At 53.6% G+C, this 23,310-nt stretch carries 22 protein-coding genes and 1 pseudogene; 15 read left to right on the forward strand and 8 right to left on the reverse strand.

Annotated elements, in window-relative coordinates; genetic code table 11:
• From N5C09_RS03640 to N5C09_RS03655, 4 genes and pseudogenes are all read left to right on the forward strand, one after another.
• The coding region (locus tag N5C09_RS03640) for a hypothetical protein (RefSeq protein WP_347881064.1) at window positions 1-523 on the forward strand (523 nt) is incomplete at its 5' end.
• Complete coding sequence (locus N5C09_RS03645; protein ID WP_279748474.1) at window positions 523-1,212, forward strand: ankyrin repeat domain-containing protein; 690 nt, start codon at window positions 523-525, stop codon at window positions 1,210-1,212. The genes N5C09_RS03640 and N5C09_RS03645, both read left to right, overlap by 1 nt.
• Before the next feature lie 106 nt (window positions 1,213-1,318).
• A pseudogene (locus N5C09_RS03650) lies at window positions 1,319-1,809 on the forward strand (RHS repeat-associated core domain-containing protein); the annotation flags it as partial.
• 1,241 nt (window positions 1,810-3,050) lie between these two features.
• Window positions 3,051-3,518 (forward strand): hypothetical protein, encoded by a 468-nt coding sequence (locus N5C09_RS03655; RefSeq protein WP_279748475.1) that lies wholly within the window; start codon window positions 3,051-3,053, stop codon window positions 3,516-3,518.
• A gap of 563 nt (window positions 3,519-4,081) precedes the next feature.
• Here N5C09_RS03655 and N5C09_RS03660 read toward each other — a convergent pair.
• The 6 genes from N5C09_RS03660 to mntR all read right to left on the reverse strand — a co-directional run bounded on the left by N5C09_RS03660 (window position 4,082) and on the right by mntR (window position 11,097).
• Window positions 4,082-5,128 carry an aldo/keto reductase gene (locus tag N5C09_RS03660; RefSeq protein ID WP_279748476.1) on the reverse strand — a complete coding sequence of 349 codons (1,047 nt, stop codon included), beginning with the start codon at window positions 5,126-5,128 and terminating at the stop codon, window positions 4,082-4,084.
• 102 nt (window positions 5,129-5,230) lie between these two features.
• Window positions 5,231-6,754: an efflux transporter outer membrane subunit gene (locus tag N5C09_RS03665; RefSeq protein WP_193035847.1), complete on the reverse strand. Its 1,524-nt coding sequence runs from the start codon at window positions 6,752-6,754 to the stop codon at window positions 5,231-5,233.
• The gene (locus tag N5C09_RS03670; protein ID WP_063866180.1) at window positions 6,754-8,325 is read right to left on the reverse strand and encodes a DHA2 family efflux MFS transporter permease subunit; all 1,572 of its coding nucleotides are present in this window, start codon (window positions 8,323-8,325) and stop codon (window positions 6,754-6,756) included. Before N5C09_RS03670 ends, N5C09_RS03665 begins: the two co-directional genes overlap by 1 nt.
• Window positions 8,322-9,416 carry an HlyD family secretion protein gene (locus tag N5C09_RS03675; protein WP_279748477.1) on the reverse strand — a complete coding sequence of 365 codons (1,095 nt, stop codon included), beginning with the start codon at window positions 9,414-9,416 and terminating at the stop codon, window positions 8,322-8,324. The genes N5C09_RS03670 and N5C09_RS03675 overlap by 4 nt, the downstream gene beginning before the upstream one ends.
• A 101-nt stretch (window positions 9,417-9,517) precedes the next feature.
• Complete coding sequence (locus tag N5C09_RS03680) at window positions 9,518-10,627, reverse strand: anion transporter (protein WP_279748479.1); 1,110 nt, start codon at window positions 10,625-10,627, stop codon at window positions 9,518-9,520.
• Entirely contained in the window at window positions 10,624-11,097 is a 474-nt protein-coding gene (gene mntR, locus N5C09_RS03685; protein WP_063449275.1) for a manganese-binding transcriptional regulator MntR, read from the reverse strand. The genes N5C09_RS03680 and mntR overlap by 4 nt, the downstream gene beginning before the upstream one ends.
• Window positions 11,098-11,280: 183 nt before the next feature.
• Here mntR and mntS point away from each other — a divergent pair, with 183 nt between their 5' ends.
• Complete coding sequence (gene mntS, locus N5C09_RS03690; protein ID WP_063449276.1) at window positions 11,281-11,409, forward strand: manganase accumulation protein MntS; 129 nt, start codon at window positions 11,281-11,283, stop codon at window positions 11,407-11,409.
• A gap of 269 nt (window positions 11,410-11,678) precedes the next feature.
• On the forward strand, window positions 11,679-13,262 hold the full coding sequence (locus tag N5C09_RS03695) for a phosphoethanolamine transferase (RefSeq protein WP_193033906.1): 1,584 nt from the start codon (window positions 11,679-11,681) through the stop codon (window positions 13,260-13,262).
• Between the two features lie 159 nt (window positions 13,263-13,421).
• Here N5C09_RS03695 and ompX read toward each other — a convergent pair whose 3' ends face one another.
• On the reverse strand, window positions 13,422-13,940 hold the full coding sequence (gene ompX / locus N5C09_RS03700; protein WP_003858450.1) for an outer membrane protein OmpX: 519 nt from the start codon (window positions 13,938-13,940) through the stop codon (window positions 13,422-13,424).
• A 354-nt stretch (window positions 13,941-14,294) separates the two neighbouring features.
• Here ompX and rhtA point away from each other — a divergent pair, with 354 nt between their 5' ends.
• From rhtA to ybiO, 6 genes are all read left to right on the forward strand, one after another.
• Window positions 14,295-15,182: a threonine/homoserine exporter RhtA gene (gene rhtA / locus N5C09_RS03705; protein WP_063449278.1), complete on the forward strand. Its 888-nt coding sequence runs from the start codon at window positions 14,295-14,297 to the stop codon at window positions 15,180-15,182.
• Window positions 15,183-15,480: 298 nt separating this feature from the next.
• A complete protein-coding gene (dps, locus tag N5C09_RS03710) occupies window positions 15,481-15,984 on the forward strand; it encodes a DNA starvation/stationary phase protection protein Dps (protein WP_000100801.1) in 504 nt (167 codons plus the stop codon).
• 361 nt (window positions 15,985-16,345) lie between these two features.
• On the forward strand, window positions 16,346-17,089 hold the full coding sequence (gene glnH, locus N5C09_RS03715; protein ID WP_003858455.1) for a glutamine ABC transporter substrate-binding protein GlnH: 744 nt from the start codon (window positions 16,346-16,348) through the stop codon (window positions 17,087-17,089).
• Between the two features lie 93 nt (window positions 17,090-17,182).
• Window positions 17,183-17,842: a glutamine ABC transporter permease GlnP gene (glnP, locus tag N5C09_RS03720; RefSeq protein ID WP_003858462.1), complete on the forward strand. Its 660-nt coding sequence runs from the start codon at window positions 17,183-17,185 to the stop codon at window positions 17,840-17,842.
• A complete protein-coding gene (gene glnQ / locus N5C09_RS03725) occupies window positions 17,839-18,561 on the forward strand; it encodes a glutamine ABC transporter ATP-binding protein GlnQ (protein WP_063866174.1) in 723 nt (240 codons plus the stop codon). Before glnP ends, glnQ begins: the two co-directional genes overlap by 4 nt.
• A 120-nt stretch (window positions 18,562-18,681) precedes the next feature.
• Entirely contained in the window at window positions 18,682-20,892 is a 2,211-nt protein-coding gene (gene ybiO / locus N5C09_RS03730) for a mechanosensitive channel protein (protein ID WP_279748663.1), read from the forward strand.
• Window positions 20,893-20,937: 45 nt separating this feature from the next.
• On the opposite strand, the gene rlmF is transcribed toward ybiO, so the two are convergent.
• Window positions 20,938-21,849 (reverse strand): 23S rRNA (adenine(1618)-N(6))-methyltransferase RlmF, encoded by a 912-nt coding sequence (gene rlmF, locus N5C09_RS03735; protein ID WP_279748480.1) that lies wholly within the window; start codon window positions 21,847-21,849, stop codon window positions 20,938-20,940.
• A 241-nt stretch (window positions 21,850-22,090) separates the two neighbouring features.
• Between rlmF and mcbA the strand changes: the two genes are divergently transcribed.
• The 3 genes from mcbA (at window position 22,091) to ybiJ (ending at window position 23,284) form a co-directional block, all read left to right on the forward strand.
• Window positions 22,091-22,354: a DUF1471 family periplasmic protein McbA gene (mcbA, locus tag N5C09_RS03740; protein WP_279748481.1), complete on the forward strand. Its 264-nt coding sequence runs from the start codon at window positions 22,091-22,093 to the stop codon at window positions 22,352-22,354.
• Window positions 22,355-22,471: 117 nt separating this feature from the next.
• A complete protein-coding gene (locus tag N5C09_RS03745) occupies window positions 22,472-22,738 on the forward strand; it encodes a DksA/TraR family C4-type zinc finger protein (protein ID WP_279748482.1) in 267 nt (88 codons plus the stop codon).
• A 285-nt stretch (window positions 22,739-23,023) separates the two neighbouring features.
• Complete coding sequence (gene ybiJ, locus N5C09_RS03750; RefSeq protein WP_107534976.1) at window positions 23,024-23,284, forward strand: DUF1471 family protein YbiJ; 261 nt, start codon at window positions 23,024-23,026, stop codon at window positions 23,282-23,284.
• The last annotated feature ends 26 nt before the right edge of the window (window positions 23,285-23,310 follow it).

Raw genomic sequence — 23,310 nt, forward strand, 5'->3', positions numbered from 1 at the left:
ACTGCGGGGCGGGTGGAATTTATATATATATACGTCCAATCCAATAACAGAAATTGACCCTCTTGGATTAGCGGGGTGGAATTCATTAGGTTCCTATATTAACCAACCAGGGTATAAATCAAAAGTTACAAATGTAGCCCAGGAAGGGGTCGATACTACAAATCCAGTTTCATTAAGGCCTGATGGTTACCCTTGGGGATATGGTTGCGGAGATGAAAGTACAGATAAATTTGTTCCAGATGGTCTGTATGGTGTTAGTTTTATGCAAGCTTGTAGAAATCATGATATCTGCTATGGAACATCAGGAAGCAGTAAGCAATCATGTGATACTCATCTTGGGAACGATATAGTGTTGGCATGTGACAGAATCTGGAAGGATACACTGAGCTCAGATGATATGCTTTATAAATGCTATACTGCTGCGGGTATTTATCAGTTAGCAGTGGAAAAAAAAGGTGGCCCCGCTTTCGAAGCGGCTCAACGAGAGGCGGCAAATAAAACATCAGGGAACGGTACAAACTAATGCACATAAAAAATATACCGTTTACCCCCCTAAAAATAGCGACCCTAACCCTTACATTATTCATTGTTTCCTGCGATGCCTATGAGGCTGAAAAAAATCTATCACTGACATCTATGGCAAGTTCACCTATTGCTATTGGTGGGTTAAAGGAGATATGGTTTTTTTGTGAAAAATGTTTGAAAAAAAACATGTGCAAACAAAATGAGTTTAACCAATGTTCATTAGTGACAACCCAAGAAAAGAATGAAGCGCTAAACTTAGCTGTAGGAAGCGCAAATATTGAGGCAGTACACTTTTTAGTTGAAGTAGCTCAAGCAGATGTAAATTCTGTTACTGGCAGGTATAATGAGACACCTTTAATAATTGCTGCATATTATGGAACGGAGAAGCATAGAGATATAGCTAACTATTTACTATCTCATGGCGCTGACATTGATGCAATAGCAAAATCACCAATAGATACTGCATTAATTACCGCCATTTGGAAAAACAATATTAACTTTGCAAAGTTATTGCTTGAAAAGGGAGCTAATCCTTCGCTTTCGGATGTTGGGCTAAAGCAAGATTATGCGTGTAAATATGCCATTCAAAAAAAGCAGGCAGAAATCTTGCCATATATACCAAATTGTTGTTCTTTGATCGAGCAGAATTCACATTGGGTTACGGATATAGGTTATTTTTGTCCTTAGATAGGCATACTGAGCAGTCAGCGGTGCGGCTCGATGCGGATAGCTGAACCTATACAACTTGCAGGACGGTATAGAATGTTTTTTTACAAATTACATCACATGGAATCGTACCGGAGGATCGAATCCGGAATTCAGCGTGACCTTCCCGCCGGAACTAAGGCTATGGTAGATAATCTGGAAGCGGAGCTACAGCGCGGGGAACTCAGTGAAGCAAACCAGCGGTGACTGGCGCAGGGCGGGGTGACACCGGAGCACCAGATAAAGGCGGAGTACGCGCCGAAAAGAAATATCCACCAGTACCACTGCGGCCACCGGCCCTGGTCAGCCATTCCGGGAAAAAACACTGGTCGGCAGAATACGATGCGTGGGGGAATGTGCTGCGCGGGCAGAACCCGCACAATCTGGCACAGCTCATCCGCCTGCCGGGGCAGCAGTATGATGCAGAGACGGGGCTGTACTATAACCGGCACCGGTATTACGACCCGCAGCAGGGACGGTATATCACGCAGGATCCGATAGGACTGCGGGGGGGGGGGGTGGAATTTTTATCAGTATCCGTTGAATCCAATTCGATTTATAGATCCACTAGGTTTGGCACAAATATGTACAAGACCGCTTAAAGGTTCGAGAGGTTTTAGGACAAATGGCAAGACAGGTTTCGATCTTGGCATTTTTCATGCACACATATTCTTTGATGATGGTACTAATATCGGCTATGGTGGTGATAGTGGATTATTCAGTGAACCTAGAACCAATGATTATACCTGTAATAAAGAAAAATATAGCGATGAAATAATGAAAAAAGCAGTGGAAATAGTCAAACATGAACCTGATAGCTTATTACTTCCGAAAGGAAGCAAACAATATGGAAGTGATAACTATGGTTTTATAGTAAATAACTGCCAAGACTGTGTAAGTGATGTTCTGGATGAGTACAAAAAAAATAGAAGGCGCGAAACAATGAACGGTTTCTTGGTAAGAATTTTTATTGCTGACATATCTATATTGTCAATTCAGGCCGCATTGCTACTTTACCATCCATTTAGCTCGCAGAAAAATGATGTAATATCTGATTTTATTATTCGTTTAACGTTTACTATAAAAAATGATACTATTCTTTTTATAAACCCTCCTTTGTTAGTTTTTATATATTACGCTCTATTTTTTTTAACAAATAAAACTGATGGATTGATACTGAGGTTATCTCTGTTAGGGATTTTAAATTTCATTACTCTGTATTTCTTTTCTTGGGTTGAAATGCTTCTGTTAATAGCCAATGACGTTAGGGTATAGAAGCACGAATACGATTAACTCTGAGAGGATGATTTTAGTTAAATGAACATGCCCCGTATCAGCAGTTGGCGGAACAACTGGAGAAAGAGTACCTATAGGAGATGAAAGTTCATCTGCATAACTGCAACCACCGGGGCCTGATGCTGATACACAGCGACGGCAGAATCGGATGGCGAGCGGAATATAGCGAATGGAGCAATGAGCTGCGGGAGGATAACCCGGAGAATCTCCGGCTACCGGGGCGAAAGCAAGATAAAGAGACGAGGCTGTGTATAACCGGTACCGGTATTACGACCCGCAGCAGGGGCAATATAAAACTCAGTACCCGATAGTATTGATGTGTGGGTGGAATATATATGATTAAGGAAAACATGAGCGTGATCCTGACCCACTTAAGGGAAGCCATGGTTGTATGGCAAAAAATGGCAGTTCTATTCATTGGCATTATGATGTAAATAATCAAAATCCCAAAACATGTGAGTGCAACCATGCTAAACATGAATTTGGTGGGTGCGGTGTTGTACCATGATACAAGGACAATGATTATGACACACGATTTTGAAAATATCTCATTGCATGACAATGCGATACATGGAATATTTTTGCCGGAAAATATTGATGGTAGAATATCTCCTTTACGTTTTGATATAGATCATATAATAGAATGGAGTGAGGATACTTTTAGTGGAAAGCCATTATTTTCAGTTTGCCAGGCTGTTGTTTCTTTTTCTGATGTTACAGATCTCAAAGTTGATATTGAATGGGCTGAAAGTAAGTACACCGCCTCAGAAACTGGTTTATACATTATTGATATAAATAAAATAAATGTAAAAACAACACTTCGATTTCCACAGTACTATAAATGGGAGATAATAACAAACAATAAAAATTGTTATTTTTCTTTCGGTGCATCAACATTTTCAATGAGTCTTTTAGGTGATACAAGATTGATTGGCAGACAATATCTATTGGGAGAAGAGAGGGCATCAACCTTACAACTTACTGACAAATAATCTTCACAAAAAGGGGGTTGTAAAATGGATGACAATAATTTTATTATACAGTAGCATGATTGAGGAGATAAGTAGTGGTATATACACAAAAGCGATAAATCTATATCTACCACTGCATCCGCCGATTCTTAGTAGGGTGACGAATAATTCGGTGGCGCTGATGTAGTCCTTGCAGGTCAGCGTTCAGAAATCTCTGCTGGTTGGCAAAGGGGATGACGCCAGCGTCACTGTGGGGAAAACGCGGACAGAAAGCTCCGGAAAGATGGCAGTCTACAGCGCCGGGGAGTATCACTTTCTGGCACGGTCATAAATGCTTCACTGTCGTCTGGTTCAACTTATTCTAAGCAATAACTACTGATGTAGGATTAGTGGCTAATGGCTCAGTATCGGTTCTTTCTCAATTAAATAAAAAAGGAAAAACCTACAGATATATCAGCAATTATGGGTGATGGTTAAGTATTGGAAATACCGCCAGAAATATGTCACATAAAAAACATCTAAGCTATTCTAATTAAGAAAAAATGATAACCGGAACGATAAATAGTTTCGGTTATCAACGAGAATCAAATACTTTGCTGCGTTAGTTGACCCTGACGATACTCCCCCTGCCGCTCCAGCATCCAGCCCGGATATTCACGCGGCAGCGCGCTGACGGCATCCAGTTGCTTAAGCTCGTCTTCGCTTAAGCGGATCCCGGTGGCGGCAATGTTATCGTCAAGCTGATCGACGCGTTTCGCACCAATAATAACGCTGGTCACTGCTTTCTGGTGCAGCAGCCACGCCAGGGCGATTTGTGCGACGGAGACGCCCTTGCTCCCGGCAATCTTGCGCATAACGTCCACGCAGTCGAAGGCGCGGTCTTTATTTACCGGCGGGAAGTCGAACGCCAGACGACGACCACCGGTCATGCTCTGCCCGTCTCGATCGTATTTTCCGCTCAGCAGACCGCCCGCCAGAGGGCTCCAGACCATCAGTCCGACGCCTTCGCTCTGCATCATTGGCACCAGCTCGCGCTCAAGGTCGCGTCCGGCGATGGTGTAGTACGCCTGCAACGACGCAAAACGCGCCAGCCCCAGACGCTCGGAAATGCCCAGCGCTTTGGCAATCTGCCATGCCGCCCAGTTCGAGACGCCGATGTAGCGCACGTGGCCATGCTGCACCAGGTTATCCAGTGCGTAGAGCGTCTCTTCAACAGGCGTTGCCGGGTCAAAGCCGTGAAGCTGATAGAGATCGATATGATCGAGCTGCAAGCGGCGCAGGCTCTCCTTCACGCTACTGATGATGTGATACCGCGAGCTGCCGCGCGAGTTCACCCCCGCGGTGCCGGTTTCACCAAACACCTTGGTGGCAACCACCACGTTTTCGCGCGGAATTTTCAGGTTCTTCAGCGCCTGCCCGGTAATCTCCTCTGAACGCCCTTCCGAGTAAACGTCAGCGGTGTCGATGAAGTTAATGCCGGCATCCAGCGCGCGGCCCACCAGCTGCTCGGCCTCACTCTGCTGTAGCTGACCAATCTTGCCCCACATGCCGCCTTCACCCCCGAAGGTCATGGTGCCGAGGCACAGTTCAGAAACAAACAGCCCGGTATTGCCCAGTTTTTGATAACGCATAAATCATTCCTCGCATGTCGTTTGGGTGTCTGTCAGTTATACCCGCCCCTCTGCCCTCGCGAATGTGGCGTTCCTGTCCGTTTCTTGCCCATTTCTCTGAATTTATCCGCGCGGAGCGTCGCCAAAGACAGCATAATCCGGCAGTCGCACCTGCTGATACGGCTCCCAGCCGCCGCCGAGGGCTTTATAAAGCGCCACCAGGTCAAGCGCGCTTTGCACCTGCGCCTGCGCGCGCTGCTGTTCGGCCTGGGCCAACTGACGCTGGGCGTCCAGCACGTCGATAAAGCTGGCGATCCCCTGCCGGTAGCTGTCGCTGGCGAGATCAAAGGCGTTTTGCAATGCGTCGATGGTTTTCGCCAGACCCGCCTCACGCTGCTGATCGGTGCGATAGCTCACCAGCGCGTTCTCGACATCGCCGAGCGCCGTCAGCACCGTCTGGCGATAGTCCAGCACTGCCGCGCCCTGCTGCGCGCGCGCCACCTTGACGCTGGAGACCAGCCGACCGCCCTGGAAAATCGGAATGGAAACCTGCGGGCCGAAGCTGTAGAAGTGGCTGCTCCAGTCGGTCAGCCAGCCGGATTCGCTGTTGCGCAGGCCAAACTGTCCGGAGAGGGTGAAGCTCGGGAACAGTTCAGCCACCGAGACGCCAATCTGCGCCGTGGCGGCGTGGAGGTTCGCCTCCGCTTCACGCACGTCGGGACGGCGGCGGGCCAGCGTCGACGGAATGCCGGTCTGCACGATATCCGGCAGCGCGGGCATCGGCTGCGCCGATTGCAGCTCGGCGTCCAGCGCTCCCGGCGGTTTACCGAGCAGGATCGCCAGCCCGTTCATCGCCTGGCGTTCCTGGGCCTGATACTGCGGCAGCTGGGCTTCAAGATTACCCAGCTGCGCCCGGGCGTTTTCCACGTCCATCTGCGGCGACAGCCCGCCGCGCTGGCGGCTTTCGGTCAGATCCAGCGTCTGCTGCGCGCTCTCAATTTGCGTATTGAGCGTGGCGATGATGCTCTGCGCCCCGCGCAGCTGTAGCCACGCCCGCGCCACTTCGGCCTCCAGCGACACCAGCGCATCGTTACGCTGTTCGATGGCGGCTTTCTGCTGTGCTTCAGCGGCTTCCACCTGACGGCGCACCTTGCCCCAGAGGTCGATTTCCCACTGGGCGTCAAAGCTGCCCTGGTAAAGATTGATCGGCTGCGTCAGCGGGCCTAACGCGCTTCGCAGCTGCGGATCGACATTATCCAGCTGGTCGTACACACCGTGGGATTTTAGCTCCCCTTCCAGCCCAAGCTGCTGGCGCGTTGCCTGCACATTGCCATTCACCGACGGGAAAAACGCCCCGCCCGCCTGGTTAATCTGTTCGCGCGCACCGGCAATGCGCAATACCGTTTGCTGTAACGTCAGATTCCCGGCGATGGCGCGCTCAACCAGGCTGTCGAGCTGCGGCGAGCCGAAGGTTTTCCACCAGCGCGGGTTAGTGGCGGCGGAAGACGTTTGCGATTTCACCGCGCTGTCGCCCTTATCGTTCCAGTGCGTAACGGCGGGCGGCGCGGGCGGCTGGTAGTCCGGCCCGACGGCGCAGCCCACCAGCAGCATCATTATCATCAGGGGGTGTAAACGTCTGTGTATCATCAGTGTGCTCCTGCACTCCCCTCGCTCTTAACCGGCGAGAGCAACAAACAAAACGGAATCAGTAAGAAGGCCACCGCGCTCAGAATGGTGAAGACGTCGATGTAGGCCAGGAAACGCGACTGCTCGATCATCGTCTGGTACATCCGCCCGGTGGCAATGCCGGTCGGGTCACCCACCTGGGTGGTGAAGTTCTGGATCGCCTGCGCGCTTTCACGTATTGCCAGCTGGAACTGCTCGTTAAACGGCGAAGCGTGGTAGGCCAGGTGCGCGCTGTGCGCCTGCGAGCGCTCGGTGATTGCCGCCGTCGACAGCGAAATGCCAATCGAGCCGGCCACGTTGCGGAACATGGTAAACAGCGCCGCCGCGTCGGCGTTGAGCCGCCTTGGGATCGAAATAAAGGCGATGGTGGTGAGCGGCACAAACAGGAACCCCAGCCCAATCGACTGGGCGCTGCGGAACAGAACCAGCGTCTCGAAATCGATGTCCGGGGTCAGGGTGCGGGACCAGAAGAACGACACCGCCAGGCAGGTAAAGCCAAAGGCGATGATCCAGCGCGTCTGCACCACCGGCATCAGCTTCAGCACCAGCGGAATAGTCAGCACAATCAACACCGCCCCGGGCGACAGCACCAGACCGGACCAGGTGGCGGTATAGCCCAAATCCTGCTGTGCCAGCTGCGGGATCACCACCGAGCTGCCGTACAGGATCATCGCCATTCCCGCCATCAGCAGGCTGGAGATCGCAAAGTTGCGATCCTTCATGCAGTGCAGATCCACCACCGGCTTTTTGGCATACATCAGCCAGTAGATCGCGCCAATAATGCCGATCAGGGTCAGTACCGCGAAGGTGCGGATAAAGTTCGAATAGAACCAGTCATCGTCTTCGCCCCGGTCGAGCATCACCTGCAAACAGCCAAGGCCGAGGGCGATCAGGCCGATCCCCGTCCAGTCGACGGTGAGCTTCTCTTCCGACTTTTTCTCCCACGGCGGATCTTCCAGCAGCTGGTAGATCGCCAGCACCGTCACAATCCCCACCGGAATATTGATGAAGAACACCCAGCGCCAGGAGTAGTTGTCGGTGATCCAGCCCCCCAGCGTCGGGCCGAGCACCGGCGCAACGATAATCGCAATGGAGGAAAGCCCAAACGCTTTGCCCCTGTCCTCCGGCTTGAAGTAGTCGAGCAGCACCGACTGCTGGGTGGGCTGCAACCCGCCGCCAAAGAAGCCCTGCATCACGCGGAAGAGGATGATTTGCCAAAGCTCGGTGGCGATGCCGCACAGGAACGAGCAGATGGTGAACATCACAATGCAGATCAGGAAGAACTGCTTGCGGCCAAACAGCCGGCTCAGGAAGGCCGAGATCGGCAGCACGATGCCGTTCGCCACCAGGTAGCTGGTCAGCACCCAGGTGGATTCGTCGTAGCTTGCCGAGAGCGACCCCGCCACGTGCGGCAGCGCCACGTTGACGATGGTGGTGTCCAGAATCTCCATAAACACCGCCAGGGTGACCACAATCGCCACCGCCCACGGGTTACTGGCGGGCTTCCAGTTTTCGTGGCTGCTGTCCGTCATTCCACGGTGACCTTCGGTTCAACCGACAGCCCAAGCGGCAGCGACTTGTTCGGATCCAGCCCTTTATCAATGACGATTTTCACCGGCACGCGCTGCACGATCTTCACAAAGTTACCGGTGGCGTTTTCCGACGGGAAGGCGGAGAAGCGCGAGCCGCTGCCCTGCTGGATGCTGTCAATATGGCCTTCCAGCGCCATATCCGGCCAGGCATCGACGGACACGGTCACTTTATCGCCCGGCTTCATGCGTTCAAGCTGCGACTCTTTAAAGTTCGCCACCACCCACACGTTCGGGGAGACCAGCGAGAACAGCGCCGTGCCCGCCTGCACCAGCGTACCGGGCTGGACGTTGCGCTTAGTGACAAAACCGTCGAACGGGGCGCGGACTTCGGTATAGGAGAGGTTCAGGTTGGCGGTTTCCAGCTGCGCCCTGGCCTGATCGACCTGCCGTTCCCGGGCTTCAACATTCGTTTCCTGCTGGCGGATTTGCAGCTGAACCTGCTCCGCCACTTCCAGCTGCGCCTGCGCGCTGGCCAGACCCGCCTGTGCGCTGCGCAACTGAGCGTTTGCGGAATCGATACTTTGTTGCGTCGTCGCGCGCGGGTCAACGCCGCGCTGACGGCGGTACTCCGCCTGCGCGTTGGCCATCTCCGCCTGCGCTTTCAGTACCTGGGCTTTGGCTTCATCACGCTGGGCGGGGTATTGCACTTTTGAGAGCGCCAGCTGCGCCTGGGCCTGATGCAGCTGCGCCAGCGCCAGCCCAAGCTGGGCCTGAGCCTGATCGCGCTGGGCGGTGGTATCGCGAGGATCGATCACCACCAGCACGTCCCCTTTCTTCACGCGCTGGTTATCCCGCACGCGAAGTTCAGTTACGTAGCCCGCCGTTTTAGGGGCAATGGTCACCACGTCGCCGTCGGTAAAGGCGTCGTCGGTGGTCTCTTCGTTGCGGGTTAAAAACCACCAGACCAGCGCCACAATCACCATCACGATGACCACAATGCCGAGGATAATTAACGGTTTTTTGCCCGGGCGCTTGCGCTCGTTATTGTTTTTATCCTGCTCGTCAGCAGGTGAAGTTTGATCTTCTGCCATAGTTCAGCAACGGTCCTGTCAGTGAGCGGCATCACACTATGCCGTTCACTAAAGCTAGGACGTTGCTATACATTTGCCAGGAAAAACTGACAAATTGCGCACTATATGAGAAGGAATAGTCCGAAACCTATCGCCGCTGACCAGAGCAGCATCGGGATTGACCATAGATGGAAGCGCCACCAGATGCGGCGATCGTTGGCCATGCGCAGGGCGATAAGGTTTGCCAGCGAGCCGGGCAGCAGCCCAAAGCCACCGACGTTGACCGCCCACGCCAGCAGCACCGTAGGGGGGACATAGTTAAGCAGTAAAATGGTGGACGGCACGTTACTGATTACCTGCGAAAGACCAATCGCCGTCAGCCATAATCCCGGCTGCGACAGACCGCTGACGCTCTGGAGAACGTTCTGCAATGCCGGAAGCTGAACCAGCAGGTGCACGTCAATAAACATCGCCATAAATACCAGCAGCAGCGTCCAGTCGACGCTCACCAGCACCCGCCGGGCGAGGAACAGGAAACCGCACGCCACCAGCAGCGCGCCCGCCAGCGCCTGGTTTAGCTCCAGCGCGGTGAGGAAAACGATATACAGCCCCAGGCAGCTCCAGACGAGACGCGGCTGCCACTGGGGGCCGGCTGTACCGCTGTGGTACTGCAACGTTTTATTGGGGAAGGCAAACCAGCAGACCCCCAGCAGCGTCGCCACGATCGCCAGCGCCAGCGGCGCCATCTGCCCGGTAAACGCGGTAAACGACAGGCCCGAGCGTCCCCACAGCAGAATGTTCTGCGGGTTACCGATCGGCGTAAGCAGCGAGCCCGCATTGACGGCCAGCGCTTCAAAAATAATCAGGCGGGTGACCGGTATTTCGCACAGCTTACGCAGCGTAAGCGTCAGCGGCACCACAATGAACAGCGCCACGTCGTTAGTGAGAAACGTCGACAGCAGCGCCGCCGAAAAGACCATGAACAGGGCCAGCTTGCGCTCGGTGGCAAAGCGGCGCACCATTTTGCGCCCCAGCACGTCAAAATAGCCGCTCAGCTCAACGCCTTTGGTGAGCATCATCAAACCGCTCAGGGTAATAATGGTGCGCCAGTCTATTGCCGCGGGCCAGGCCTGCGGCCTGAAGGGCACAAAGACGCTGAGCCCAACGCCAATGATGAGTAAAAGATGGAAAAAGCGATCGCGTTTCAGGGCCTGCAAACCGGGAATGTTCATTCAGCGGAGGGACCGTATTTGAGCGTAAATTCGCGGAACTTCACCAGCGTCTCTTCGCTGACGTGGTGCTCCATCCCTTCGGCATCCCGACGGGCAATGTCCGGGCTGACGCCCAGCACCAGTAAAAAGTTCTCGACGATCTGATGGCGCTCGCGGCTCTCCTGCGCCAGCTTTTCGCCTTCAGCGGTCAGAAATACCCCGCGCCAGGGGATCATTTCGATCAGCCCTACCGACGCCAGACGTTTTAACATTTTGGCCACCGTTGGCTGAGACACCCCCAGCCGGGCGGCCATATCGACCTGGCGCGCTTCGCCCACCTCACGGATCAGGTCGGAGATCAGCTCTACATAATCATCAATCAGTTCCCGGCGGTGCGCCTCACGCACCTGACGGAAGCCTTCCACATGCTCTTCAACGTTCACCAGTTGCGTCGTTTTTTTTGTTGTTGGCTTACCTGCGCGACGGTTCATTGTGCTTCCTCAATGGGGTTGACGCTTCCAGCGCCTTGTAACGGAGCGCACATTGTAAACCATAGCTCTACAAGCACAAAAAATTAACGAATTAGCCATAGCTATACAATATAGCCTGTGCTATATCTGTATGTAATGCAGTCACCCTTCACGGATCGAAGGGATCATGAATCAGGAGGTCTTATGAATGAATTCAAGAGGTGTATGAACGTGTTTACCCACTCTCCTTTTAAAGTGCGCCTGATGCTGGTGAACATGCTGTGCGATATGTTTACCACCAAACCGCAGCAGGACGACAAATCTTCCCACTAAGCGGCGTCGCGGTACGCCGCTTCATTTTCCCGTCATTTTTCCCCGGCACACTGTCCTTTTCCCGATTATTTTTGCGGATTTGCAGCCCCCTTCGCAAAACATCTGTTTAGCAACTGTTGACCTTACTTCACGCTCGCACTATCTTCTTGCAGCCCTGCATCCTTTGCGGCTCGCTGAAGCGGACCCCTCATTCCCTTTTCACGCACAGTCAGGCAGGCTTTGACCCTTGGCGCCAGGGTGAGCACATGGCGTTTTCGTGATAGCGATCTATGAACGTAACCCTGATTGATACACTTGTTACCCGCAGCCGGGCCTTAAGCCCGTGGACGGGATTCTATTTTTTGCAATCGCTGCTGATTAACTTTGCCCTTGGCTACCCGTTCAGCCTGCTTTATGCCGTCGGATTCACCTGCATCCTTCACCTGCTGTGGCAAAGCGCACCGCGCGTGCAAAAAGTGCTCATCGGGATCTGTTCTCTGGTTGCTGCCGCCTATTTCCCGTTTGGCCAGGCCTATGGCGCGCCGAACTTTAATACCCTGCTGGCGCTACACTCCACCAATATGGAAGAGTCCACGGAGATCCTGACGATCTTCCCGTGGTACAACTACGTGGTTGGCCTTTTCATTTTTGCCCTGGGCGTGATGGCGGTTCGTCGTAAGCCCGTCGAGAAAAAGCGGTGGGGTAAAATTGAAAGCCTGTGCCTGGCCTTTAGCGTGGTGACGTTTTTTGTCGCGCCGGTACAAAACCTGGCCTGGGGCGGCGTGTTTAAGCTGAAAGATACCGGTTATCCGGTGTTTCGCTTCGTTAAAGACGTGGTGGTGAATAACGAGGAAGTGCTCGACGAGCAGGCGCGTATGGCCGAGCTTTCCACAATGAAAGACACCTGGAACGTGCTGGCGGTAAAACCGAAGTATCACACCTACGTGGTGGTGATCGGTGAAAGCGCGCGTCGCGATGCGCTCGGCGCGTTTGGCGGTCACTGGGATAACACGCCGTTTGCCAGCGCCGTCAACGGTACGCTGTTTACCGACTACGTGGCGGCCAGCGGCTCAACGCAGAAATCTCTCGGTCTGACGCTCAACCGCGTCGTGGATGGAAAACCGCAGTTTCAGGATAATTTTGTCACCCTGGCCAACCGGGCCGGTTTTCAGACGTGGTGGTTCTCCAACCAGGGGCAGATTGGCGAATATGATACCGCCATTGCCAGCATCGCGAAGCGTGCCGACGAGGTACAGTTCCTGAAAAGCGGTGACTTTGAAGCGGACAAAAATACGCAAGATGAAGCACTGTTGAAAATGACCGCGCAGGTTTTTGCCACCCAGCGCACCCAGCCGCAGCTGATTGTTCTGCATCTGATGGGTTCCCATCCGCAAGCCTGCGACCGCACGAAGGGAAAATACGCAGATTTCGTGCAGTCGAAAGAGACCTCCTGCTACCTCTATACCATGACGCAAACCGACGATCTGCTCAGCAAGCTGTACGCACAGCTGCGCAACAGCGGCGACAGCTTCTCAATGGTCTATTTCTCTGACCACGGTCTGGCGTTTAAGGAGCGTGGAAAAGAGGTGCAGTATCTGGCCCACGATGACAAATTCCAGCAGAACTTCCAGGTACCGTTTATGGTGCTGTCGAGTGATGACAAAACGCATCGCATCATCAAAGCGCGTCGTTCCGCGAACGATTTCCTGAAATTCTTCTCCCAGTGGACGGGGATTAAGGCGAAAGAGATAAAAAATGATTACCCGTTTATCTCCGGCAAGAAGGGCCCGCCAGTGTACATTACCAACTTTAAGTTACAGAAAGTTGACTATAACCATCTGGGAACGGATATTTTCGATATTAAGAGTAAGTGATCTCTGCCGTCTCGTGCGGACTGATGCCTTCACGCTGGCCTCTCCCACCGGAAGAGGCACAAACACTAAAAACGGCAACCTCTGGTTGCCGTTTTGCTTTATCTTCCATAAAAAAAATCCGCCTCAAAGGGCGGATTTTTTACTGGCTCACCGAAGTGATTAGAAGCGGTAACCTACGCCCGCAATCCAGGTGCCAACGTCAACGTTGCGGATACGGCTCTGCTCATAGGAGAAGTCCAGAGCAACGTTTTCGATTGGGTTGAACTGCATACCTGCGCCATAGGAGAAACCGTAGTCGCTGTTGCTAGCAGTACGGTTCAGACCCTGGTTTTCGGTCTGCTGGAATTTACCGTAGCCAACACCTACAACACCGTAGATGCTTGCCCAGTCATTCAGGCGGTAAGCAGGACCCGCGGTGATGCCGTAGTACTGACCTTTATTGTAAGAGCCATTTTCAGTACGATCTTTCTCGGTGTAAGTGAAAGAACCGATCACACCCAGCGGGTTGTTGTCTTGCTCGTAACGGTACTTCAGGTTGAAACCGTTGGTTTTGTTCATCACGCCCTGCATATCGCTCTGAGCGTAACCACCAGTTACAGTAGAAGTTGCCGCTACAGCGGTACCTGCGGAAACAGCCAGAACAGCTGCCAGTGCTGAAAGACATGCAATTTTTTTCATAACCACCTCAAATGTGCTTCAAGTAAGTCCGTAAGTTTTAAATATATCAAAAAAATCTGTGAAACTCTTTGTCATTCACGATGTCTAATGCGACCTTTCCTGTAACAGAACATTTCCAGCACCAGCTATCTTGTTCAAATAACTCCAGATTTTCACCTTCAAACGTTAATAGTGCGCGTCATCGCCAGAAAGTTCATCCAGATTATTCCTAATCTTTCAGGCGATAAAAGCATCAACCTTTCCTCATTTTACGGATTTTCCCTGGATTTTTTTCAACAGTAGCTCAACCGTCGCAGCTTATTTCCATTACACTGCGACTTTTACCTCTTTTGACAAAAATTGACAGGAGAAAGGATGCCTGGTTTACCCCGTAAATCGTCGGTCTGGATGCCGGTGGTCGTCATACTTATCGCGATGATGTCCATTCAAAGCGGCGCGTCGCTGGCAAAATCGCTCTTTCCGCTGGTTGGTGCGCCGGGCGTTACGGCGCTGCGTATCGCGTTAGGCACCCTGATCCTCGTGGTTATCTTTAAGCCCTGGCGGCTACGTTTTAAAAAGGAGCAGCGCCTTCCCCTGCTCTTCTATGGGCTGGCGCTGGGAGGGATGAACTACATGTTCTACCTCTCTATTCAGACTATCCCGCTGGGGATCGCGGTTGCACTTGAATTTACAGGCCCGCTGGCGGTTGCCCTCTTCTCTTCTCGTCGTCCGGTGGACTTTATCTGGGTCATACTGGCCGTGCTGGGGCTCTGGTTCCTTCTGCCGCTCGGTCAAAGCGTTTCACAGATCGATCTGACGGGGGCTGCTCTGGCGCTGGGCGCGGGGGCTTGCTGGGCGGTGTATATCCTCACTGGCCAGCGTGCGGGGGAAGAGCACGGCCCTGCGACGGTCGCCCTGGGCTCGCTGATTGCCGCCATCATCTTTGTCCCGATCGGCATGGCGCAGGCCACGGATTCGATCTGGCAATGGTCCATCCTGCCGGTTGGGCTGGCGGTCGCCATTCTCTCCACGGCGCTTCCCTACTCTCTGGAGATGATCGCCCTGACGCGGCTGCCTACGCGTATTTTTGGCACGCTCATGAGCATGGAGCCCGCGCTGGCCGCAATCTCCGGCATGATTTTCCTCGGCGAAACCCTGACGCTGGTGCAGACGTTGGCGCTCTGTTCCATTATCGCGGCGTCAATGGGCTCCACGCTGACCATGCGCCCGGAACCAAAAGTTGAAAAAATTGACCTCAACTAGCCCTTAAATTCTGCATGGCTTACCGGCCATGCAGAATAGAGGTCTCGTCCGCGCTTCAAATAATTTCTTACAAACTCTCTTATATTGCCAAAATATTTCAGCTGCCCGCCTTGTCTGGGAAGGAATTAAGATTGATCTGCATCAATTTATATAAAATATATAAAAGTCAGTAACTTAAAACTTCAACCCACCTTTCGCTATTAAACCAATAGGCAGAGCCAAACCGCAGGGAAAAAATCCGGTGCTATACTTAATCCCGTAATTACCTGGGACACAAACATCAAGAGGATATGAGATTATGAGTACCGCTAAACTGGTGAAAACGAAAGCGTCTAATCTGCTTTATACCCGTAACGATGTATCGGATAGCGATAAAAAAGCGACCATTGAGTTGCTGAATCGCCAGGTGGTCCAGTTCATCGATCTTTCGCTGATCACCAAGCAGGCCCACTGGAATATGCGCGGTGCAAACTTTATTGCCGTTCATGAAATGCTGGATGGCTTCCGCACAGCACTGGTGACTCACCTGGATACCATGGCCGAACGCGCCGTACAGCTGGGCGGTGTGGCGCTGGGTACCACGCAGGTGATCAACAGCAAAACGCCACTGAAAAGCTATCCGCTGGATATCCATACCGTTCAGGATCACCTGAAAGAGCTGGCGGACCGTTACGCGATCGTCGCGAACGACGTGCGTAAAGCGATTGGCGAAGCGAAAGATGAAGACACTGCGGATATCTTTACCGCTGCCTCCCGCGACCTGGATCAATTCCTGTGGTTTATCGAGTCCAACATCGAATAATCCCTGCGGATTGTCTGAATAACCCTCGCCCCCGGCGGGGGTTTTGCACATTTATGGTGCGCACTTTTGCCCGCAATGGTCGCAAAAGTGAATGAAATGTAATAATCACCTCACACAACCGTTAACGGAAGATTGTTTTTTCGTCAGATTCTGCGCTAAATATCCCCCTGTCAGAAGACCTTAACGAAGCGCACCAAAACGGTGCTCCATTCTGGTGCAACATGACAGGATTGCCACGCTTTTTGTGCAATGCGTGACATCATCCCCTTTGCAAAACAACAGCTTGTAAAACTGGCATGATTTTTTCATTGTGCCAGAGGTTCTCGCAGGGGATCGCCCCGTGGATATAAAAGGAAATGCTATGAAGTCTGTATTAAAAGTTTCACTGGCTGCACTTACCCTGGCGTTTGCGGTGTCCTCGCAGGCCGCCGACAAACTTGTTGTGGCGACTGACACGGCGTTCGTACCGTTTGAATTCAAACAGGGTGACAAATACGTTGGTTTTGACGTCGATCTGTGGGCCGCTGTCGCAAAAGAACTCAAGCTGGATTACACCCTGAAGCCAATGGACTTCAGCGGTATCATCCCGGCGCTGCAAACTAAAAACGTTGACCTGGCGCTGGCGGGCATCACCATCACCGAAGAACGTAAAAAAGCGATCGACTTCTCTGACGGCTACTACAAAAGCGGCCTGCTGGTGATGGTAAAAGCGGATAACAACGACGTCAAAAGCGTGAAAGATCTCGACGGTAAAGTGGTCGCCGTGAAGAGCGGCACCGGTTCCGTGGATTACGCGAAAGCCAACATCAAAACCAAAGACCTGCGCCAGTTCCCGAACATCGACAACGCGTATATGGAACTGGGCACCAACCGCGCTGACGCGGTGCTGCACGACACGCCTAACATCCTGTACTTCATCAAAACCGCAGGGAACGGCAAGTTCAAAGCTGTAGGCGATTCTCTGGAAGCACAGCAGTACGGTATTGCGTTCCCGAAAGGCAGCGACGACCTGCGTAATAAAGTGAACGGCGCGCTGAAAACCCTGAAAGAGAACGGCACCTATAACGAAATCTACAAAAAATGGTTCGGTACCGAGCCTAAATAACTTCACCTGAACTCAGGTTTGTAACGCCCGGTGGCGCTCACGCGCGCCGGGCCTACGTTTTTCGTTTTTCACCACGGTATACAGGAATACATCATGCAGTTTGACTGGAGCGCCATCTGGCCTGCCATTCCTCTCTTGCTTGAAGGCGCTAAAATGACCCTGTGGATTTCGGTCCTCGGTCTGGTTGGCGGGTTGATTATCGGTCTGGTGGCCGGTTTCGCTCGTACCTACGGCGGCTGGATTGCAAACCACATCGCACTGGTTTTCATCGAAGTGATCCGCGGCACCCCCATTGTGGTGCAGGTCATGTTTATCTACTTCGCCCTGCCGATGGCCTTCACCGACCTGCGCATCGACCCGTTCAGCGCAGCCGTTGTCACCATCATGATCAACTCCGGCGCCTACATTGCGGAAATCACCCGCGGCGCGGTGCTGTCGATTCATAAAGGCTTCAGCGAAGCCGGTCTGGCGTTAGGCCTTTCCCGTCGCGAAACCATCCGTCACGTGATACTGCCGCTGGCGCTGCGCCGCATGCTGCCGCCGCTGGGTAACCAGTGGATCATCAGCATTAAAGACACCTCGCTGTTTATTGTCATCGGCGTGGCCGAGCTGACCCGTCAGGGCCAGGAGATCATCGCGGGTAACTTCCGCGCCCTGGAAATCTGGAGTGCGGTCGCCGTTGTCTACCTGATTATCACGCTTGTCCTGAGCTTTGTTCTGCGTCGTCTTGAAAGAAGGATGAAAATCCTGTGATTGAATTTAAAAACGTTTCCAAGCACTTCGGCCCAACCCAGGTGCTGCACAATATCGATTTGAACATCAGGCAGGGCGAAGTGGTGGTGATCATCGGGCCGTCCGGTTCCGGTAAATCCACCCTGCTGCGCTGCATTAACAAGCTCGAGGAGATCACCAGCGGCGATCTGATCGTCGATGGCCTGAAGGTTAACGATCCGAAAGTGGACGAGCGCCTGATCCGCCAGGAAGCAGGCATGGTGTTCCAGCAGTTCTACCTGTTCCCGCACCTGACGGCGCTGGAAAACGTCATGTTTGGCCCCCTGCGCGTGCGCGGGGCCAGCAAAGCGGCGGCGGAAGCGCAGGCCAAAGATCTGCTGGCGAAAGTGGGTCTGGCAGAGCGTGCCCACCACTACCCGTCAGAGCTGTCCGGCGGCCAGCAGCAGCGCGTGGCCATTGCCCGTGCGCTGGCGGTGAAGCCAAAGATGATGCTGTTTGACGAGCCCACGTCCGCGCTCGACCCGGAGCTGCGTCACGAGGTGCTGAAAGTGATGCAGGATCTGGCGGAAGAAGGCATGACGATGGTGATCGTGACCCACGAAATCGGCTTTGCCGAAAAAGTGGCGTCTCGTCTGATCTTCATTGATAAGGGCCGTATCGCGGAAGACGGCAATCCGCAGGCGCTGATTGCGAACCCACCGAGCCAGCGTCTCCAGGAATTCCTGCAACACGTCTCCTGATAGCCATACACTGAGCCGGGCATGCCCGGCTTTTTTACGCCGGATTGTTCCCAAAAACTCCCCTCCGCGTCTCGCCCTCTATACTTATCATTTTGCACGATATTTTTGTCGGAGGACGCCGTGCCGTGGATCCTGTTACTCCTGTTTAGCCTGTTTAGCGCGCCATCGCTCGCTGTAACCATTCCCGGCGTCACCACCGGAGCCACCGCCACCCAGCAAAATGCGGCCCCAGAACCGGACGCTGAAAAGAAAAAAGCCGCCTACAGCGCGCTTGCCGACGTGCTTGAGAACGATACGTCCCGGCAGGAGCTGGTCGATCAGCTGAGGAAGGTGGCCGCCACGCCGCCTCAGGATCCAGTTCCGACCATAGCGCCGCCGGAAGCCGAAGAAGAAAAGACGGTGCTGGAAAACGTCACCGACATCAGCCGCCACTACGGGGAAGCCCTGTCGTCGCGTTTTGCCCAGCTCTATCGCAACCTGATTGGCACCTCGCATAAGCCTTTTAACCCCCACACCTTCTCCGCAGCCGCCACGCAGTTTTCTATTCTGGCGGGTGCGGTATTTATCTTTTACTGGCTGCTGCGCCTGTGCGTCTGGCCGCTCTACCGGAAGATGGGCCAGTGGGGGCGTAAAAAGAATCAGCATAAAAGCAGCTGGCTGCATCTCCCGGCCATGATTACCGGGGCCTTTATCATCGATTTGCTGCTGCTGGCGCTGACGCTTTTTGTCGGTCAGCTGCTGGCCGACCGTCTTAATACCGGGAATAAAACCATCGCCTTCCAGCAGGGGCTGTTCCTGAACGCCTATGCCCTGATCGAGTTCTTTAAGGCGCTGCTGCGGCTAATATTCTGCCCGAACGTACCTGACCTTCGCCCCTTCGCCATTCAGGATCGGAGCGCCAAATACTGGGCGGTGCGGCTGAGCGTGCTGAGCGGGTTGATCGGCTACGGCCTGCTGGTCGCCGTGCCGATTATCTCCAACCAGGTTAACGTGCAGTTCGGGGCGCTGGCGAACGTGCTGATCATGCTCTGCATTACCGTCTGGGCGCTGTACCTCATCTTCCACAATAAAAAGGCCATCACCGACAGCCTGCTGAACCTGGCCGACCGCTCCCTCTCCTTTTTCAGCCTGTTTATTCGGGCCTTTGCGCTGGTGTGGCACTGGCTGGCCAGCGCCTATTTTATCGTGCTGTGCTTCTTCTCCCTGTTCGATCCGGGCAACAGCCTGAAATTTATGATGGGGGCGACGTTCAAAAGCCTGGCGATTATCGGCATAGCGGCGTTTGTTTCTGGCCTGCTTTCCCGCTGGCTGTCGAAAACCATCACCCTGTCGCCGCAGATTCAGCGGAATTACCCGGAGCTGCAAAAACGGGTTAATGGCTGGACGTCGGTGTCGCTGAAGGTGGCGCGCATTCTGACCGTCTGCGTGGCCATCATGCTGCTGCTGAACGCGTGGGGCCTGTTTGACTTCTGGAACTGGCTGCATAACGGCGCGGGGGAAAAAACCGTCGATATTCTTATTCGTATCGCGCTGATCCTGTTCTTCTCCGCCGTCGGCTGGACGCTGCTGGCAAGCCTTATCGAGAACCGGCTGGTGTCGGATGTTCACGGCAGGCCGCTGCCGAGCGCCCGCGCCCGCACGCTGCTGACCCTGTGCCGCAACGCGCTGGCGGTGATCATCAGTACCATTACCATCATGATTGTGCTGTCGGAAATCGGGGTCAATATCGCCCCGCTGCTGGCAGGTGCCGGTGCGCTGGGGCTGGCGATCTCCTTCGGCTCACAGACGCTGGTTAAAGATATTATCACCGGCGTTTTCATCCAGTTTGAGAACGGGATGAACACCGGTGATCTGGTGACCATCGGACCGCTCACCGGCACGGTGGAGCGGATGTCCATTCGTTCGGTAGGCGTGCGTCAGGATACCGGGGCGTACCACATTATTCCGTGGTCATCGATCACCACCTTTGCCAACTTTGTGCGCGGCATTGGTTCGGTGGTGGCGAATTACGACGTCGATCGTCACGAGGATGCCGATAAGGCTAAGCAGGCGCTGCGCGCTGCGGTGAGCGAGCTGATGGAGATGGAGGATATTCGCGGGCTGGTGATTGGCGAGCCGTCGTTCGCGGGCATCGTCGGGCTGACGAACACCGCCTTTACCCTGCGCGTGTCGTTTACCACCCAGCCGCTAAAACAGTGGACAGTGCGCTTTGCCCTCGACAGCATGGTGAAAAAACACTTCGATCTGGCGAACGTGAGAGCGCCGGTGCAGACGTATCAGGTATTGTCGCCGCCCGCTTCGCCGCTCCCTCCGCAGGAGCCGACGCTGTAACCGAGCCGGGTGGCGGCTTCGCCTTACCCGGCCTACGATGGGGTGCTATTTGCGGCGTTTGTTATCGTCCATAAAGGTCCAGGCGATAAAGCGGCTCTGCTTCTGGCCCTGCGCCATCTCTTTTTTGACGACCTTCACCGCACCGACGTCGGTGAGCGCACGGTACAGCGGCGGCAGGTTATCGCCACGGGAGACCAGCGTGGTAAACCATTTCACCTGGCGACCGAAGCCTTTACTCTCGGTAATCATGCGCAGAATGAAGGCCACTTCCCCGCCCTCGCACCACAGCTCCTGCTGCTGGCCGCCAAAGTTTAGCGCGCCATCTTCAGCCTGACCCAGGTTACGCCGCTTGCGTTCGCTTCCCGCCCGTGCGGAGGCGGCGGAGTCGTGGAACGGGGGGTTGCACAGGGTGGCATCATAATTTTCGTTCTTGTGAATAATGCCGTTGAAAATAGCGGCCGCATCCTTCTGACGACGCAGGCGAACGGCTCGGCTTAACCCCGGATTAGCGTTAATAATGGCCTGCGCGCTGGCGAACGCTTCGTTACCAATCTCGCTGCCGGTAAATCGCCACTGGTACTCATGCGCGCCTATCAGGGGATAAATCAGGTTCGCGCCGGTACCGATATCAAGAACGGTAGCCTGTTTCGGCACTACTCCATCGTGGTCTTCCGCCAGCAGATCGGCAAGGTGGTGGACGTAATCCGCACGCCCCGGCACCGGCGGGCAGAGAAAGCCTTCAGGGATGTCCCAGTGCGTAACGCCATAAAAATGGGCCAGCAGCGCTTTGTTCAGCGTTTTAACCGCCAGCGGATCGGCGAAGTTGATCGACGGCCCACCGGCTGGGGTCTGAACGATAAAATCCTGCAACTCAGGGCAGCTCTGGCACAGGGCTTTCATGTCGTAGCGGCTACGGTGGCGGTTACGCGGGTGCAATCCCGGCTTTTGGGAAGTCATGGCATTCTCCTTTAAACAGCCGCGTAAGATACCCTGTGACGGCGCGGGGGTAAATATCTCTCTGAGCCGCACAAAAAAACGACAAAAATCAGCCACCTGTATGTCTATGATCTGTCAGCAAATTGTCAGTATTTATCGTTCAAAAAACACGCAGATCATCATCAAATTTTTGCGTTAAATCACACTCGTCAGGCTTCTAAACTAAAAAGGAATCACCTGTTGTTTCCCTGAGGATGTGAAGATGAAAACGTATTTGACCTTTATTATTGCGGGTGCGCTGGCAGGCGCATCGTTCTCCGCCTGGTCCGTTCAGCCTCTGACCGACAGCACCGACACCGGTCAGCTACACGCTGCCGGGACTGTCTCCGTCAGCCGGGCCAGCAACCTTGATGACCTTCAGGACAAGCTGGCCGAAAAAGCCCGTCAGGAAGGGGCTAAAGGCTTCGTAGTAAATGCCGCCGGTGGCGATAACCATATGTACGGCACCGCGACTATCTATAAATAACCCACCTCCTTCCGGACTGCATCCGCCCTGCGGATGCAGTTCTCTTTCTCTGCGCCTTGACTGTGCGTTTTTTAACCCCATATTGATAATATGGCTTTAACCACTCAGGGGAACAGTATGGCTTCCGGTTGGGCGAATGACGACGCCGTTAACGAACAGATCAACAGTACCATTGAAGATGCGGTCGCGCGTGCTCGTGGCGAAATTCCGCGCGGCGAAAGTTTGACGGAATGCGAAGAGTGCGGGGAACCCATTCCCGAGGCACGGCGTAAAGCCATTCCCGGTGTACGGCTTTGCATCGCCTGCCAGCAGGGGAAAGATTCAAAAAACGCTTCACATTCAGGATATAATCGCAGAGGATCGAAAGACAGCCAGTTACGTTGACTTTCCTTTACCGAAGCTAACCCCACTTGCCGCTTCCTTTACGCTCACGACTTTTAGCGAAGCGCGTAGCAAAACGTGCCCTTGTCATCCGTTCTGTAAAGCGCTTCAGCAAGAAGTGTAAATCGTGCGTCTGAATTTATTAATAATCAATAAGTTATTTGTCATTCAAATTTTTTGAGCAACCACGTCAATTCTCTTCGATTTTATCTCTCGCAAAAAAGCGTGATACTTATCACATCGACGGAACATCGTCCCCTTAACAGAATATCCTGCGAGAATTTAGCCATGAAAACGATCAAATATGCTGTTGCTGCTGTTGCCCTGTCCGCCCTCTCTTTCGGCGCTTTCGCTGTAGAGCCTGTTTCTTCTACTCAGGCACAGAATCTGAATAAAATCGGTGTGGTGAGTGCAGAAGGCGCAACCACGCTGGACGGTCTGGAAGCAAAACTGGCTGAGAAAGCAGCGGCTGCCGGCGCAAGTGGATACACCATTACCTCCGCTAACGGTAATAACAAACTGAGCGGTACTGCGGTTATCTACAAATAATCGAACGAATTTTGCTCCACCCTCAC

The sequence above is a fragment of the Enterobacter sp. GD03975 genome (assembly GCF_029838645.1).
Lineage (GTDB): Bacteria > Pseudomonadota > Gammaproteobacteria > Enterobacterales > Enterobacteriaceae > Enterobacter > Enterobacter quasihormaechei.

Excerpts from the sequence above, each read along its gene's own strand:
- N5C09_RS03645 (WP_279748474.1), top strand. The coding sequence starts at position 523 with ATGCACATAAAAAATATACCGTTTACCCCCCTAAAAATAGCGACCCTA.
- N5C09_RS03655 (WP_279748475.1), top strand. The coding sequence starts at position 3,051 with ATGACACACGATTTTGAAAATATCTCATTGCATGACAATGCGATACAT.
- N5C09_RS03660 (WP_279748476.1), bottom strand. The coding sequence starts at position 5,128 with ATGCGTTATCAAAAACTGGGCAATACCGGGCTGTTTGTTTCTGAACTG.
- N5C09_RS03665 (WP_193035847.1), bottom strand. The coding sequence starts at position 6,754 with ATGATACACAGACGTTTACACCCCCTGATGATAATGATGCTGCTGGTG.
- N5C09_RS03670 (WP_063866180.1), bottom strand. The coding sequence starts at position 8,325 with ATGACGGACAGCAGCCACGAAAACTGGAAGCCCGCCAGTAACCCGTGG.
- N5C09_RS03675 (WP_279748477.1), bottom strand. The coding sequence starts at position 9,416 with ATGGCAGAAGATCAAACTTCACCTGCTGACGAGCAGGATAAAAACAAT.
- N5C09_RS03680 (WP_279748479.1), bottom strand. The coding sequence starts at position 10,627 with ATGAACATTCCCGGTTTGCAGGCCCTGAAACGCGATCGCTTTTTCCAT.
- mntR (WP_063449275.1), bottom strand. The coding sequence starts at position 11,097 with ATGAACCGTCGCGCAGGTAAGCCAACAACAAAAAAAACGACGCAACTG.
- mntS (WP_063449276.1), top strand. The coding sequence starts at position 11,281 with ATGAATGAATTCAAGAGGTGTATGAACGTGTTTACCCACTCTCCTTTT.
- N5C09_RS03695 (WP_193033906.1), top strand. The coding sequence starts at position 11,679 with ATGAACGTAACCCTGATTGATACACTTGTTACCCGCAGCCGGGCCTTA.
- ompX (WP_003858450.1), bottom strand. The coding sequence starts at position 13,940 with ATGAAAAAAATTGCATGTCTTTCAGCACTGGCAGCTGTTCTGGCTGTT.
- rhtA (WP_063449278.1), top strand. The coding sequence starts at position 14,295 with ATGCCTGGTTTACCCCGTAAATCGTCGGTCTGGATGCCGGTGGTCGTC.
- dps (WP_000100801.1), top strand. The coding sequence starts at position 15,481 with ATGAGTACCGCTAAACTGGTGAAAACGAAAGCGTCTAATCTGCTTTAT.
- glnH (WP_003858455.1), top strand. The coding sequence starts at position 16,346 with ATGAAGTCTGTATTAAAAGTTTCACTGGCTGCACTTACCCTGGCGTTT.
- glnP (WP_003858462.1), top strand. The coding sequence starts at position 17,183 with ATGCAGTTTGACTGGAGCGCCATCTGGCCTGCCATTCCTCTCTTGCTT.
- rlmF (WP_279748480.1), bottom strand. The coding sequence starts at position 21,849 with ATGACTTCCCAAAAGCCGGGATTGCACCCGCGTAACCGCCACCGTAGC.
- mcbA (WP_279748481.1), top strand. The coding sequence starts at position 22,091 with ATGAAAACGTATTTGACCTTTATTATTGCGGGTGCGCTGGCAGGCGCA.
- N5C09_RS03745 (WP_279748482.1), top strand. The coding sequence starts at position 22,472 with ATGGCTTCCGGTTGGGCGAATGACGACGCCGTTAACGAACAGATCAAC.
- ybiJ (WP_107534976.1), top strand. The coding sequence starts at position 23,024 with ATGAAAACGATCAAATATGCTGTTGCTGCTGTTGCCCTGTCCGCCCTC.